The following is a 14,955-nucleotide window of genomic DNA, read 5'->3' on the forward strand; positions in this document are numbered from 1 at the left end:
GCCGCGCTTAAATTTATTAGGTTTTAACCCGATTAGAAATGATCGGCGTCCAGTGCCATCATTGTTTCAGCACCTGCCATTGCACGTGCTTTGTGCATTTTGACGGCTGGCAGAACACGATCCATGTAGTATTTACCAGTGGTGATCTTGTTCTTGTAGAAATCTTGATCACCTTCGCCAGATGCGATGCCTGCCAATGCGGCCTTGGCCATTTGTGCCCACATCAAACCAAGGCTGACGTGACCAAATAGGTGCAATGCATCCGTAGAACCAGCAAGGGCAGAGTTTGGATCCTTCATGCCGTTTTGCATGAAATACATCATCACTTCTTGCAGATCTTTTGACGCTTCTTTCAACGGGTTCAAGAAATCAGCCAGCTCTTCGTTGTCTTTGTTTTCAGAGATGAACGTTTTGATCATGTCGAAATAGGCCATGACGTGCTTGCCGCCATCCTGTGCCATTTTACGACCAACCAGATCAAGCGCCTGAACACCGTTCGCACCCTCATAGATCATCGCGATACGTGCATCACGAGCGAATTGGGACATGCCCCATTCTTCGATATAGCCATGGCCACCATATACTTGTTGGGCCTGAACCGTCATGTCGAAACCAACGTCGGTTAGGAAACCCTTCAACACTGGTGTAAGCAGGGAAATCAAACCAAACGCGTCTTTGTCATCATTGTGATGCGCTTTGTCCAACATCATAGCGCCCCACATCATGAATGCGCGCGCACCCTCGTTGAATGATTTCATATTCATCAACATGCGACGAATATCTGGGTGTACGATCAATGGATCGGCAGGGCCGTTCGGGTTTTTCACGCCAGTAACATCACGCCCTTGCAAACGATCCTTGGCATAGATCACCGCGTTTTGATACGCAGCCTCTGATTGTGACAAACCTTGCAATGCCACGCCAAGACGCGCTTCGTTCATCATGGTGAACATGGCACGCATGCCTTTGTTTTCTTCGCCAAGCAAGTAACCCGTTGCGCTGTCATAGTTCATCACACAGGTCGCATTGCCGTGGATGCCCATTTTTTCTTCGATGTTGCCAACGGATACACCATTGCGTTCGCCAATGTTGCCTTCGTCATCAACCATGAATTTTGGTACGATGAACAAGGACACACCTTTGATGCCCTCTGGGCCACCTGGGATTTTCGCCAGAACAAGGTGGATCACGTTGTCCGACATGTCGTGATCGCCAGCAGAGATAAAGATTTTCTGACCAGAGATTTTATATGAACCATCACCTTGTGGTTCCGCCTTGGTGCGCATCAGACCCAAATCCGTACCACAGTGTGGCTCGGTCAGGTTCATTGTACCTGTCCATTCCAGATCGGCCATTTTTGGCAACCATTTGGATTTTTGATCGTCTGTACCGTGGGCGTGGATCGCAGAATATGCACCATGTGTCAGACCGCCATACATCACAAACGCCATGTTCGCGCCAGAAAAGCTTTCGCCAACGGCGGTGGCCAATGTGTATGGCATGCCTTGGCCGCCATATTCAGGATCAAGATCCAAACCGTTCCAACCGCCCGCGCGATATTCGTCAAACGCTGCTTTGAAACCTTTTGGTGTGCGTACAACGCCATTTTCAAAGGTACAGCCCTCTTGGTCGCCACTGGCATTCAATGGTTGCAACAGGTTGGTCGCAATTTTGCTGGCTTCTTCCAGAACGGCGGATGTAAAATCAGCGCTCAGTTCTTCGAAACCGGGAATTTCTGCATCTTGCACTTTTAGCAATTCGTGCAAAATGAATGCTGCGTCTTTTGTTGGTGCTGTGTAACTTGGCATCAAAGCCTCCTGCAAAGTTAGGTGAGTGTGGTTGTTCGTGTTGGCGTTAAACTATCGTTCAAATATTGCGCTGCACAGTACCAATTTCGCGTTCGACGTGACGTAAACGTCAGCTCTGCGCGTCGTGACGTATGGGAAATTGAGAGGAGGTAGAAGTTTCAAAACCCGATGTGGGCGTTTGGGGCGTTCATCAACAAACATGGATATTTGGCGCACCCGACAGGATTCGAACCTGTGGCCTCTGCCTTCGGAGTGCGTTATTTGCTCAATTTATCTCGCTTACTTTTTCTTACTTTTCAAATCTAATCTGTTGTTTTTAAATATTAATATTGACATATTGGCTTACTGTTCATTTACTCTGAATTACCCCGACTTACCCTCATTTGGTGAACTGGTGGTGAACTGAGAGGACTGAAAAGTAACATGGCGCGTATTTCAAAACGGTTCGTTGATGGTCTTAAAATCAGTGATAAGCAAAGAATCGAGTGGGACGATACACTAAAGGGTTTTGGCGTAGTCGTTCGTCCAACAGGTAATCATTCGTATGTTTTTTCATATCGGAACCAACATAACCGTAAACGTAATGTTACAATAGCAAAGCTTGGTGGCTTAACACCTGCAGCGGCACGGGCAAAAGCGGAAGAATTTAGACACGCTGTTTTACAAGGGCGCGATCCAATTGCAGAGAAAGCTGCATCGCGACAAACATTGTTCCTTGGCGACTTATTCGATGCATATTTGGAAAGCTCATCTTTCAAATCGAAAGCAGAAACCACTCAGTATGTTGATCGTGGACGTATCAAACGGCATTTGCGGCCTTTGTTGGGAAAGACCGTTGTAACCGAATTGGATATGCGATCTGTCGAAAAGGCGTTTGAAGCGATATGTGCAGGCAAGACAGCAGTTTCGAAGCCAAGCAAGAATAAACATGGTCAAACAAAAGTAACAGGCGGAGAAGGCGCTGCGCGTATGGCGATACGTTTGTTACGCTCAATGTTGGGCTGGGGTTTTAAGGCTGGGTTGGTTTCCGGTGATGCAGTGCAAGCTGCACGCTATGTTGATATTGGTCGCGATGGTAAACGCGATTTGATTTTGGACGATCCAAAGCTCTACGCGCAACTGTGGGCAGTTTTAGATCGGCTAACCGACCCCAACAAAATCGGGGAAGGGGAAAAACCAATTCGAATAGAGGTTGCCGATGCCATTCGCGTGATTGCTCTCACTGGTGCGCGTAAAGGTGAAATACTTGGCCTTCGATGGTCATATGTGGATTTAGACGCTGGCACACTTACTTTACCTGTGAGCGCTCACAAAACAGGGCGCAAGACGGGTGATGCTCGTGTTATTGGCCTCCCAGCACTAGCGGCTGATATTATTCGCAGGCAACCTTTGGGGCAGGGTCATGAATTGGTTTTTAAGCCAGCAAGAGACGGCGCGTCATTGGATATTTCTAAGCCGTGGCGATACATTAGAGAGATTGCAGGTCTACCCAAAGGGATTGGATTACATGGGCTTCGCCATTCGCTCGCATCTCATATGGCGATGCAAGGTGCACAGGCCTCTGAAATCATGACGGCATTGGGTCATCGCGATATCACTACTTCACAAAATTATGTCCATTGGGCAATTGATCAACGGCAAGTCATTGCTGAAAAAGCTGCCGCGGGTATCACCGCGGCTATTATCGCAGATGCGGGTGATCAACATGGTTAATTACAAGGGCATATTGGGTAAAGCAGGGGAATCTTTCAACCCTGAGACCAGAGTGCATCCTAATCATTTGGGAAAAAAATTTGAGGACTACGCCGAGGAAAGAGAACGTGCACTTTTCGAGCATTTTGGAATTGAAAGATATGATATCAATTCGTGGCGCAACCTCGCGCTATCTTTAGCTGAAAGCCATGTGCCTGCATACCAACGATCTCAAGGTAGGCCATCGGTAAATGGTTTCGAAGATATTATGTGGTTCGAATTTTTTCTCGTTATTAAAGAAGTAGCTCAATGTACCAACAAAGAAGCTTATGAAAGAATAGCTGCACGACATGATGTTTCGAACAGTGCAGAAGAAATCAAAGAGCGACTTAAAAAGCTTAAACGAAAGTCGCCTCTGGAATGCCAAAGGGCGGAACGGATGATGGCAATATCGCCATATGAAGGGTATCGCGAAGGTCACTTCCGTCAAGTCTGGGCGCAAACAATTCTTCACTCAGAAAAAGAGGCAGCAATTGTCGAGCACCACCAGCATTATTCTAGGTTTCCTTACGGCCCACATATTGAGCGTGACAATCAAGATCGGGTTATACAGCTCACAGGTGACGACATTCCGCCATTTCCCGAGAAAAAAATCTAAGGGTCGAAAAGATTCATTTTCGCCCCGTTGATATTGCTGTGTTTGGGTGTCCTCATGAAAGTAATCATGAGGAACTAAAATATGACAAAGCGATTTTTAACACGGTCAGAAGCGGCAGAGTATTTGACCAATGTCGGATACCCTGTCGCAAAGAATACATTGCAAAAATTTGCATGCCTTGGCGGTGGTCCTGTCTATCTAATTTTCGGCAATCGTGCGCTCTACCGTCCAAATGATTTGGATACTTGGGCAAACCGAAAACTTGGCACTCCGCGTATATCTACGTCCGATGACTTGATTGCATAGACATAGTGCGGGTTCTCCAAAAATATTCGATGCGCGTCGCGTTGCCGACAGGCTGCGCGCGTGTGTTGGGTGTTTTTGGAGAACCTTACGGGGGGTCTTTGTAGCACCCCCCTCTACAAATACATTCCAATAAAAATAGGTGAACAATGTTAGTTATATATTCGGGTTTTGATAAGCTGGAAATGGCCTTCAAAGCCAACATTTCAAAAGAATTCGATCATCAACTTGCTGATGCAAAAGAAAGTGCCATCAAATGCAATAGTGAAGTACTACTCCCGATTGACGGGAAATATCTGCAAGTCGGTAAAGGTGGAATTGGCGGCGGATATGCCTATGTCTGTGATCTTAATGGTGATGGGACAAAATGGTTCATTAAACGCCCCAATAAAAATGATCCATGGGGTATTCGTGTTTCTGTCTCCTCATCTCAACTTGCACTATACGGCCTCGAAGGTACGCGAAAATATATTGAAAAAACACTAAAGTTATTCGGCATTGAGTTGGAAGAAAATGCTATCAGTATATCTCGGGTGGATTTTGCAGTGGATATCCTCGCGCCTCATCTCGCAATTGATCGCCAAAACATCGTTTCGCATGCACGTAGCAATATTACCGAGCGTGATCTTGGAAATGAAATCGCAACGAGCGGACATTCAGGTCGCGTGACATCTATAACCGTCGGGAAAATGCCCAGCCGTCAATTTATCTTTTACGATAAACGCGAAGAAGTGGTGGTTAAACACAAAGCGCATTGGCATACAATTTGGAATAACAGTTTGGCAAAGAAGGGATTGCCTCCTCTTGATTACTCTAACCCAATGGCATCACGTATTTGGCGCATCGAAGCACGGGCAGGAAAGACATACCTCCAAAAGAAATGGGGCGTCCGTTGCTGGAATTCACTTTATGAAAAGCTTCCAGAGCTGATGGCAGATGCTTTTGAAAAGGTGAGATACTGCGAGCAAACCACCGATACCAATCGTGCTCGTTGGCCTACTCACCCGATTTGGGACATGGCGAAAGAAACTGTGGCAACACGATTGACCGAATTTGAGCCATTAATCACGCAAAGTGAATTTCTAGACATATCTAAACACGAGCGTATTGGCGTTCTCGAAAAGCAAACCCTAGGGCTGGCCGTCAGCTTGGCCGCTATTCAACAAACTGAAAGCGAGGAATTTCCAAATTTTTTATATGCGCTGGCTCGCCAATTGGAAGCAAATTCACAAGATCATTATGTTCCGATTGAAGAGCGGTTACAAAAAGCGCGTGATCGGTATGTTCGGTTTCATGCGAGTTAAAATTAGTTTAGTTTTTAAATGAGCAAAACTTTTGAATATTCCTCCCACGTATCGGTGGGAGGTGATAGTTGAAAAATTCTTCTATTTTAATTTTAATATGGCCTAATTGTTCTTGTTAACTCATCCATGAAGTAGGACAGCATCGGCACGAATTAAGACGATCTGTACGCCATATATACTGCTTTATTTACTTGGGTTTTGCCTGATAGGTGCAAAAAAATTAAGTTTGTTATTCGAAGCACTTTCGAAGTAGTTGAGCAATTCTCGAGTAATGTTCGCCTTTTCTGTTAGCCGCAACAACCATTAGCTGCTTGCTGCTAAATTTAACATCACGTTGTTGTCGGGAAAGCTGTCGTTGTAACACCGCAAAGAGTGACTTCCCTCGAAGCGTTCTACTGTATGTCTTAAGCAATTCATTAAAAAAATCTTCAGGGTATTCCTCGCCTTCAATCAACTGCAGTTGCTCATTCAAAAATATCTGGTCGTCAAGAATCTTTGATGGATGAGTTCGAAATGGAATGGATTGGTCCTTGAAAAACCTAACCAGTGTAAGAGCATACCATTTCACAAACGTTTGCAAGTCACTATGGAATGCTTTCGCCTCAAGGCCGTCAAGGAAGCTTTCTAAATCGCCATCTCGAAAAAGGTCATTTTCAATCGAATATCCGTCAGTGGTCACTAAGTCCCCTGACATGTATTCTTTTGGAACCCCATCGTGGACCCAGAGATCTTTGTCGACGACAAATGCAATTTGAGTTTGAGTAGGATTTTTGGCAATTCGGTTCCTAATTTCTAACACTGAATCCTTATCGCCAGCAGCCAATACATCTACTTTTAAATCATTAAGCTCCTCCTCCAGCTTGCGGTAGAATATAATATCATCGGCCCCCTCAACCAAGACCGTTGGCAAGTTAGATTTACCAAGTAGCGAAACGATTTCGTCAATAGATGGATAGGCTTTGGTTTCAGACAATTTCATTCCCCTCGGTCAATATCAATGACAACTTCCTTATCGGGGTATTTTCCGTATATAAATGGAGAATGCGTCGCAAAAATGAATTGGTTCGTAGATTGTTGTGAGTTGAGTATTGAATACAATTGCCGCTGCCAATCCACGTGTAAACTCAACTCTGGTTCATCAATAACTATTACTGAATTTGTGTGAAAAGCATTGTAACATATAAAGCTAAGCATTTGCTTTTCGCCAGCTGACAACTGATCGCTATTAATTGCTTCAGCAGCATCTCCAAAGCTGAGACGACGACCGAATGAGATGCCCGAATGTCTGAAGAGAAGTTCCACCAGTTCGCGGACAGCGGTAAGAGGTTGCATCGTTTCTCTTCGGAAGCCTTCAATTTTCTCAATTTCTTCCCTTGTCTCCGAAAGAATAGCTTCCGCGTCTTGAATGCTGCCTTGAGTGCTGCCTTGAGTGCTGCCTTGAGTGGTTTCATAGGCTCGGATTTTCTCAATTACTGTTTTAGACACTTCTTGCTGGAAGGAACTCACTTCTTCAGAAAAACTCGCGTATCTTCGAAGCAACAGGCTATTAATATCTTGTGTGGAAATCGCTGCGACAAACACATGCTCAGCGTTTGTAAGTCTCTTTGATAAAGCTGAGAGCGCATCATTCACTTCGGATCCCGTCCGTCTTATGTTGATAAATGTGCCATTTTTCTCTGCACCAGGAAGAGAAAACCCACCTTCTATTCGGCGAAATGTTGGAAAGAAAATAGACGAACCATTTTCGATAAGATACGGGCCAGCTTTATCTTCCGCAGAATCTTCAAACGGGTTCTCAAGCTGGCCATCAATATCGTCATCCTCGAAGGTCATGGCTTTTCCGTCAATCTCAAGTTCAACCTTACAATGGACAGACCCAGTACGAATGACCTTGCACTTGTATTTGTCAGTGACAATTTCGCAAGTTCTGAAATTAACTTCACGCAATGCATGGATGATATTCCCACTCAGAATGCACCAAATCAATTTCAGTAGCGTCGTTTTGCCTGAACCATTTCGACCTGTTAAAATGTTTAGATCTGAGTTAAACTTGAGAAACAATGTTTCGGTGTTTCCAAAGAGCCCTTCTACCGTCACTGTTTTAATTTTCATTTTTTCCTCTTTCACCGTTAGGGTGTTAGTTGAAGTTAGTATGCTCGATGCTAATACTTTATCTATTAATTAATGGGTCTCGTTTCGCAATAGCTGGTCGTCTTTACTAGCTTGGCTCATGACCTGCCTCAAATTTTTAAAGTGCTTGATTACAAAGATAGTGACTAGCCATATTTAATGTCGCTGGAGTTTCGTTTGGTGAACTGATGGTGAACTGGATATTGTAAGCTTTTGTAAGTTATTATCTAACTCATTGAAATCATTGGTGCACCCGACAGGATTCGAACCTGTGGCCTCTGCCTTCGGAGGGCAGCGCTCTATCCAGCTGAGCTACGGGTGCTTGGGGGTCGTATAGGGGATTGGACGGTATGGTTCAATCTTGATTTTCCATCAATCAACAGCCTTGGCTGATTGACGGAGTTTCTCGCGTTTGGCGCGGAATTGATCGGCGAGGGTGGCGGTGTAATTGGCAAGGGCTGCCAGTGCTGCCTCTGCGCGCGTGGCGTCATGGGTTTCGATTGCATCGGCAATATCAGAGTGAAATTGAATGATTGTTGTACGATCGCGTTCGCTAAATGTGATCATATTCATCAGGGGCTGCATCGATTCAATCGCGCTGACCAATTGATAGGCGAGCACGGCATTGCCAGCACCATCGACCAAAGCGCGGTGAAAGGCGACATCGGATGCACAGAAACTTTCATCGCTTAGTCCTGATTGTTTTTGGCGATGGATTTCGGCGCGCATAGCGGCTAGATGATCGGGCTGACATCGTTGCGCGGCCAAGGGGATACAGGCGCGTTCGGCGGCGTATCGTGCCTCGCATGCGGTTTCGAATGATACATCATTCATCGAGAGGAGCAGCGTTGATGTGGTGATTTGCTGGGGATAGGCATCTTCAAAGCTAATCCGATTGATGAATGCGCCACCACTGGCACCGCGTTGCGTGCGGATCAGGTTTTTCGCCGCCAATCGTTTCAATGCTTCGCGTACGGTCGAACGTGACACGCCAAAGCGTTCGCCAAGTTCGGATTCTGAAGGAAGGCGTTCATCGACCAGCAATGTGCCAGCGACAATCGCATCTTGGATTGCCAAGGCAATTTGGGCCGAAAGTTCACCGTTTGGTTTCAACGTGTATTTCATCGCGATTAAACATTCCAATTGTCAGACATTTAAAACATTGCTAGACATTGCCCTGAATCAGCGCGGCAATCAAGGGTGTTTGCAGCGGTTTTATTGGAAAAACGCGAGAGGATAACGCATGTCATTTAACGCATTGATGGTTGAAAAGAACGACGAGGGCAAAACCCACGCTGCGGTGACGCAGATCGAACTGGATCAACTGCCCGAAGGGAATGTGACCGTGGCGGTCGAATATTCCACGGTGAATTACAAGGATGGCCTGTGCATTGGGCCAGGGGGCGGGTTGGTGCGCAACTATCCCCATATTCCAGGGATTGATATGGCCGGGGTGGTCGAGGCATCGGATGATCCACGTTACAACGTTGGCGACAAGGTTGTGTTAACGGGTTGGCGTTATGGTGAGGCCTATTGGGGTGGTTATGCGCAAAAAACCCGTGTGAACGCCGATTGGTTGGTGGCATTGCCCGATGGATTATCCACACGCCAAGCTATGGCCGTGGGCACGGCAGGTTTTACCGCGATGTTATCGGTGATGGCGTTGGAAGCACACGGATTGAAATCCGCAAACGGACCCGTGCTGGTCACTGGCGCGGCGGGTGGTGTTGGGTCGGTTGCAACCGCGATATTGGCCAATTTGGGATATGAGGTTGCGGGTGTCACTGGGCGCCCTGAAACGGCGGATTATCTGAAATCCCTTGGCGCAACGACGATTGTTGCGCGCGAGGACATTAACGAAACCGTCAAGCGCCCGTTGGAATCTGAAACATGGGCAGGGTGCATTGATGCGGTGGGTGGTGCGATGTTGGCGCGTGTTTTGGGACAGATGCAATATGGTGCATCCGTTGCCTCCGTGGGGCTGGCCGGTGGGGCCGCGTTGCCTGCCACGGTCATTCCATTCCTGCTGCGTGGTGTGAACCTGTTGGGAATTGATAGTGTGATGCGCCCCTATGATGATCGCGTGGCGGCATGGAAACGTGTGGCAACCGATTTACCGATGGATAAATTGGAAGACATGGTTGTGCCTGCAACCCTGTCCGATCTGCCCCAGTTGGGTGCGGATATCCTAAAGGGTCAGGTCAAGGGGCGTGTTGTTGTTGATGTGAACGCGTAACAATTGACAACCCCATAAAAAAACGGCGCCACATTGGGCGCCGTTTTCGTTTGTGAAGTGCAAATTATGCTTTGTCGCGAATACCATCACGATAAAGCGCCTTGGCCAGTGAAATCATCATCAAAACCATGATGAATGTGAATGGCAATGCGGCAATGATCATGGCGTTTTTCAACGCATCCATGCCACCACCACCCGCGAGCAGAAGCGTACCAATCACAAGTGTGAGCAAGATGCCCCAGATGATGCGGTGCTTGATGCCCGTTTCCTGTGCGCCGCCCGACATGATCGTGTTCATAACCAAAATGCCAGAGTCAGCAGATGTAACCAAGAATGTCATGATCAAGATCACACACATGATGGTAATCGCCTGCAACAATCCACCCGACAACATGTTTTGCAATGTTACGAATAATTTGGCCGTGTTGGATGCACCGATGATTGATCCATTTGCACCACCCGTTAATTCCAGATCAATCGCTGTGGCACCTAGGATTGTCATCCAAGCAAAACACACCAATGAAGGGGCAACAACCGCGCCAAGGACGAATTCGCGAATGCTGCGACCCTTGGAAATACGTGCCAAGAACAAGCCAACGAATGGCGCAAATGCAATCCACCAAGCCCAGTAAAACGTGGTCCAAGCGGCTTGCCATGCGAATTGGCGACCTTCTGCGGCATTGCTATACATCGTGGCAATCACACCTTCGGAGTTTTCCAATGCGGTTACGGATGCAGGCACGGATTCAGCGAACCCTGCCAACGAACCCCAAGGCCCTGTTGCACCCGCGTGCAATGCTGCGATTTCATCGGCGGGCAATGCTTTGACAGCATCGGGTAATGCGGCGGTGAATTCGGCCACATCCATGGGTGCATAGGCGCTAAACGAGAGCGAAAAGAAATGCACGATATAATCAAACAATGCGGTTGCATATGTTGTCATTGCAAACAGGAATGATCCAAAAATCACAAAGACCAACAATAGGATCAGCGACAATACCAAGTTCAAGTTAGACAGGTATTTAACACCGCGTCCCACACCAGACACAGCCGAAATAATCGACATGCCCATGATAATGACCAATGCCACGATCAGGCCAACCTTGCTTGGTGCGGGTGCATCGGCACCGTTCATCAACCAATCGGCACCTGTGATCGCATAAACCCCATCAACAAGTTGGCTCACGCCAAAACCGATGGTGACGGATACACCAAGGATGGTTGCAACCACGCCCAAAACATCAACCAAATGCCCAACAGGGCCGTTTGCGATGGAGCCCAACAATGGGGTCAGCGCGGATCGAATGGTTAATGGCATGTCACGCGTATATGCAAAATAAGCCAGTGATAGACCCGTTAACACGTAGATTGCCCATGCGTGGAAACCGTAATGGGCGAATGTGTAACGGTATGCGGATTTCAATGCCTCTGGCGTGTTGCCTTCAACCTCGCCCGCGACAACCATTGGGTTTGATCCCCAAAGTCCAAGCGGTTCAGCGGTGGCGAATGTCATCAAACCCACACCCAAACCAGCACCAAACATCATGGAAAACCACGAGAAATTGGAAAATTCAGGCTTTTCACCGGGCATGCCCAATGTGCGCCGCCCAATCGATGGGATCAGCGCAATGATAAAACAAAAGCAGGCAAACAGCCCGACCGCGATGATGTAAAATGAATTGAATCCAACCAATAGGTTGGTGTTCCACGCGGCCAATTTGCCATTCGCACTCAGCGGCCAAATCAAGGCCCAAAGCACCAGTAATGTCATGCTGATCTTACTGATCAATGCGATCGGAAGGCTGTAGCCTTCGTAAAAACCGTCATCAGCGGTTTTTATCTCTAGATCCGTAAACGGCTCGTTGATACTCATTTTTATCCCTCTTTTTTAGTTTTTGCTTACCTATGCCTTATGAAATTGATCGTGTTTTAGCACGGCAAACGACTCCCTTGTCACAGAAACGTTACCCGATTGAATGTGAAAAAACTGCAAAATTCGACGCCCCTTTGCCGTGTTTGCGACAGGATTGGTGGTTTTTGCACATTTTTTAATCAACTTGTGTATGAACGTTGTTGCTTGCATCGGATCGCAAATTGCGAAACCTTGCGGGCAAATAATGCCAGATCACAGGAAGAAAAATGAATCAAGATATCGAATTTGTCCGCGCCCAATTCCCCGCATTTGAACAGGCGTCGTTGCAAGGTCAGGCGTTTTTTGAAAATGCGGGTGGGTCATTTACCAGTGGTCAGGTGGTCAAACGATTGGAACGGTTTTATCGTGAACGCAAGGTGCAACCATACGGATCATACGAAGCATCGCGTTTGGGTGGCGAAGAAATGGACGAGGCGCGCACACGTCTGGCGGCAATCATGGGGATTGATACGGATGAATTGTCCTTTGGGCCATCAACGACACAAAACACCTATGTTCTGGCACAGGCATTTGCGAGCCATCTGAAAACGGGGGATGCGATAATCGTCACAAACCAGGATCACGAGGCAAACAGCGGCCCGTGGCGGCGATTGGCGGATCGTGGCATTGAAATTCGCGAATGGAAAATGGACCCAGAAACGGGGCATTTGGATATCTTGGATTTGGCGAACCTGTTGGATGAACGGGCGAAGCTGTTGTGTTTTCCCCATTGTTCGAACGTGGTTGGCGAAATCAACGATGTGGCGGCGATTTGTGAATTGGCGCGAAAGGCGGGCGTTTATACATGTGTGGATGGGGTGAGCTATGCCCCTCATGGCATTCCCGATGTTGGTGCGCTGGGCGCGGATATTTATCTGTTTTCTGCGTATAAGGTTTATGGGCCCCACCAAGGCATCATGGCGATCCGTCGTGAATTGGGCAACGCATTGCCAAATCAAGGGCATTATTTCAACGCTGACAGCCTGTATAAACGGTTCACGCCAGCGGGCCCCGATCATGCACAGGTTGCGGCCTGTGCGGGGATGGCTGATTACGTTGATGATTACGCGACGCATCATGGTGGCATGGGTGACGCTCGCGCACGCGGTGCATTCGTGCATGACATGATGCGCGCGCATGAAATCAAATTGCTCCAGCCGTTTTTGGATTATCTGGGCGATAAAAATTCCGTCCAATTGGTTGGCCCGCGTGATGCAAATGTGAAGGCCCCAACAGTTGCCATGCGTTTGAACATGCCCGGTGCCAAGGCCGCAGAGCAGTTGGCAGCCAAAGGAATTATGACAGGTGGTGGTGATTTCTACGGGCTGCGCTGTTTAGAGGGGCAAAATATTAACCCAACCCACGGCGTGCTACGCATTAGTTTTGTGCATTACACATCACCAGCTGAAATGCAGATGATGATGGATGCGCTGGATTCGATTTTATAATATAAAACAGGATATTACAGCGTAAATCTCATGAAAAAACCGATCATCATATGGTTTCGCCGCGATTTGCGGATCGCTGATCATAGCGCGCTTTGCGCGGCGGTTGCCACTGGGCGGCCCGTTATTCCAGTGTTCATTTGCGATCCGATGATGGATGCGCTGGGCGCGGCACCCAAATGGCGATTTGGGCTGGGTGTGGAACATTTTGCCAAGACACTCGCTGCGCTGGGTAGCCGCCTGATATTGCGCCGCGGTGAACCATTGACCGTGTTGCGTGACCTGATCCGCGAGACAGACGCGGATGCGGTTTACTGGTCGCGGGCATATGATACCGATGGGATTGCACGCGATCGCGCGGTTAAGGCGGGATTGCAAAACGATGGCATCGATGCCCAGAGCCACATGGGCCATGTGTTATTTGAACCCTGGACCGTGGCAAATAAATCGGGTGGTTATTTCAAGGTTTACACCCCGTTTTGGAAAACCGTGCGCGGGCGCCATTTGGATGCCTGTTTACCAGCACCACGCACCATCCCCGCACCTGATGTCTGGCCAAACAGCGAAGCGATTGACGACTGGCAATTGGGGCAAGGTATGCAGCGCGGGCGCGATGTTGTTTCGCGTTATGTTTGCGTTGGGGAAACGAACGCACAGGGGCGGCTGGATACATTTTTGGATCATGCGATTGGCACATACGAACACAACCGCGATTTCCCCGAAAAACCTGCCACATCGCGATTGTCGGAAAACTTTGCTTATGGCGAAATATCCCCGCGCATGGTTTGGCACGCCGCCTATGGCGCGATGCAAAAGGGCGCACAGGGGGGCGAACATTTTTTAAAAGAATTGGTTTGGCGCGAATATGCATATCACTTGATGTATCATTTTCCCGCACTGGCCGATCAAAACTGGCGCAGTGAATGGGATGCGTTTCACTGGTTGCCCGATAATGAAAACGCAGAACGCTGGCGCCGTGGTATGACGGGTGAGCCGATGGTGGATGCCGCCATGCGCGAATTATATGCGACAGGAACAATGCATAATCGGATGCGCATGATAGCGGCATCGTATTTAACCAAACATCTGCGCACCGATTGGCGCGTGGGGCGTGATTGGTTTGCACAATGTCTGATCGATTGGGACCCCGCCGCCAATGCGATGGGGTGGCAATGGGTTGCGGGGTGTGGCCCCGATGCATCGCCGTATTTTCGGATTTTCAACCCCGCAACACAGGGCGAAAAATTCGATAAATCGCAATCGTATCGCAAACGGTTTTTGTTCGATGAAAACAGCGCGGAACAACGCGCATTTTTTGCGGCCATTCCAAAATCATGGGGGATTACATCGGGCACACCATACCCAAATCCCTTGGTTTCGCTGGCAGATGGGCGTATTGCCGCGTTGGAAGCATATCGCGCGATGCGAGGGCGATCTGAAATTTGATTGCAAGGTGATGCAAAATCG

12 protein-coding genes and 1 tRNA gene are annotated in these 14,955 nt (G+C 48.1%); 7 read left to right on the top strand and 6 right to left on the bottom strand.

Annotation, left to right across the window (positions count from 1 at the left end; translation table 11 throughout):
* Window positions 1-32: 32 nt before the first annotated feature.
* Window positions 33-1,808 (bottom strand): acyl-CoA dehydrogenase C-terminal domain-containing protein, encoded by a 1,776-nt coding sequence (locus IE094_RS14495; RefSeq protein ID WP_189641435.1) that lies wholly within the window; start codon window positions 1,806-1,808, stop codon window positions 33-35.
* 423 nt (window positions 1,809-2,231) lie between these two features.
* On the opposite strand from IE094_RS14495, the gene IE094_RS14500 reads away from it, so the two are divergent.
* From IE094_RS14500 to IE094_RS14515, 4 genes are all read left to right on the top strand, one after another.
* Window positions 2,232-3,521: a site-specific integrase gene (locus IE094_RS14500; protein ID WP_189641436.1), complete on the top strand. Its 1,290-nt coding sequence runs from the start codon at window positions 2,232-2,234 to the stop codon at window positions 3,519-3,521.
* Window positions 3,514-4,158 carry a hypothetical protein gene (locus IE094_RS14505; RefSeq protein WP_189641437.1) on the top strand — a complete coding sequence of 215 codons (645 nt, stop codon included), beginning with the start codon at window positions 3,514-3,516 and terminating at the stop codon, window positions 4,156-4,158. Before IE094_RS14500 ends, IE094_RS14505 begins: the two co-directional genes overlap by 8 nt.
* Before the next feature lie 81 nt (window positions 4,159-4,239).
* Window positions 4,240-4,464: a helix-turn-helix domain-containing protein gene (locus tag IE094_RS14510; RefSeq protein WP_189641438.1), complete on the top strand. Its 225-nt coding sequence runs from the start codon at window positions 4,240-4,242 to the stop codon at window positions 4,462-4,464.
* 146 nt (window positions 4,465-4,610) lie between these two features.
* Complete coding sequence (locus tag IE094_RS14515) at window positions 4,611-5,765, top strand: hypothetical protein (RefSeq protein WP_189641439.1); 1,155 nt, start codon at window positions 4,611-4,613, stop codon at window positions 5,763-5,765.
* A gap of 229 nt (window positions 5,766-5,994) precedes the next feature.
* Here IE094_RS14515 and IE094_RS14520 read toward each other — a convergent pair whose 3' ends face one another.
* The 4 genes from IE094_RS14520 to IE094_RS14535 form a co-directional block, all read right to left on the bottom strand.
* Entirely contained in the window at window positions 5,995-6,738 is a 744-nt protein-coding gene (locus IE094_RS14520; RefSeq protein ID WP_189641440.1) for a DUF4435 domain-containing protein, read from the bottom strand.
* 2 nt (window positions 6,739-6,740) lie between these two features.
* Entirely contained in the window at window positions 6,741-7,877 is a 1,137-nt protein-coding gene (locus tag IE094_RS14525) for an AAA family ATPase (RefSeq protein WP_189641441.1), read from the bottom strand.
* Window positions 7,878-8,140: 263 nt separating this feature from the next.
* A tRNA-Arg gene (locus tag IE094_RS14530) sits at window positions 8,141-8,217 on the bottom strand.
* A 50-nt stretch (window positions 8,218-8,267) separates the two neighbouring features.
* Window positions 8,268-9,020 carry a FadR/GntR family transcriptional regulator gene (locus IE094_RS14535; protein ID WP_189641442.1) on the bottom strand — a complete coding sequence of 251 codons (753 nt, stop codon included), beginning with the start codon at window positions 9,018-9,020 and terminating at the stop codon, window positions 8,268-8,270.
* A gap of 118 nt (window positions 9,021-9,138) precedes the next feature.
* On the opposite strand from IE094_RS14535, the gene acuI reads away from it, so the two are divergent.
* On the top strand, window positions 9,139-10,131 hold the full coding sequence (gene acuI, locus IE094_RS14540) for an acryloyl-CoA reductase (RefSeq protein WP_189641443.1): 993 nt from the start codon (window positions 9,139-9,141) through the stop codon (window positions 10,129-10,131).
* Between the two features lie 64 nt (window positions 10,132-10,195).
* Here the strand turns inward: acuI and IE094_RS14545 are convergent, their stop codons facing one another.
* The gene (locus IE094_RS14545) at window positions 10,196-12,004 is read right to left on the bottom strand and encodes a BCCT family transporter (RefSeq protein ID WP_189641444.1); all 1,809 of its coding nucleotides are present in this window, start codon (window positions 12,002-12,004) and stop codon (window positions 10,196-10,198) included.
* Window positions 12,005-12,270: 266 nt separating this feature from the next.
* On the opposite strand from IE094_RS14545, the gene IE094_RS14550 reads away from it, so the two are divergent.
* A complete protein-coding gene (locus IE094_RS14550; RefSeq protein WP_189641445.1) occupies window positions 12,271-13,491 on the top strand; it encodes an aminotransferase class V-fold PLP-dependent enzyme in 1,221 nt (406 codons plus the stop codon).
* Between the two features lie 30 nt (window positions 13,492-13,521).
* Window positions 13,522-14,934, top strand: coding sequence for a cryptochrome/photolyase family protein (locus tag IE094_RS14555; protein ID WP_189641446.1), 1,413 nt, complete (start codon window positions 13,522-13,524; stop codon window positions 14,932-14,934).
* Window positions 14,935-14,955: the final 21 nt, after the last annotated feature.

The organism is Paramylibacter ulvae (assembly GCF_014652655.1).
GTDB lineage: Bacteria > Pseudomonadota > Alphaproteobacteria > Rhodobacterales > Rhodobacteraceae > Amylibacter > Amylibacter ulvae.

Coding starts and splice junctions, on each gene's coding strand:
- IE094_RS14495 (WP_189641435.1), bottom strand. CDS start 1,808: ATGCCAAGTTACACAGCACCAACAAAAGACGCAGCATTCATTTTGCAC.
- IE094_RS14500 (WP_189641436.1), top strand. CDS start 2,232: ATGGCGCGTATTTCAAAACGGTTCGTTGATGGTCTTAAAATCAGTGAT.
- IE094_RS14505 (WP_189641437.1), top strand. CDS start 3,514: ATGGTTAATTACAAGGGCATATTGGGTAAAGCAGGGGAATCTTTCAAC.
- IE094_RS14510 (WP_189641438.1), top strand. CDS start 4,240: ATGACAAAGCGATTTTTAACACGGTCAGAAGCGGCAGAGTATTTGACC.
- IE094_RS14515 (WP_189641439.1), top strand. CDS start 4,611: ATGTTAGTTATATATTCGGGTTTTGATAAGCTGGAAATGGCCTTCAAA.
- IE094_RS14525 (WP_189641441.1), bottom strand. CDS start 7,877: ATGAAAATTAAAACAGTGACGGTAGAAGGGCTCTTTGGAAACACCGAA.
- IE094_RS14535 (WP_189641442.1), bottom strand. CDS start 9,020: ATGAAATACACGTTGAAACCAAACGGTGAACTTTCGGCCCAAATTGCC.
- acuI (WP_189641443.1), top strand. CDS start 9,139: ATGTCATTTAACGCATTGATGGTTGAAAAGAACGACGAGGGCAAAACC.
- IE094_RS14545 (WP_189641444.1), bottom strand. CDS start 12,004: ATGAGTATCAACGAGCCGTTTACGGATCTAGAGATAAAAACCGCTGAT.
- IE094_RS14550 (WP_189641445.1), top strand. CDS start 12,271: ATGAATCAAGATATCGAATTTGTCCGCGCCCAATTCCCCGCATTTGAA.
- IE094_RS14555 (WP_189641446.1), top strand. CDS start 13,522: ATGAAAAAACCGATCATCATATGGTTTCGCCGCGATTTGCGGATCGCT.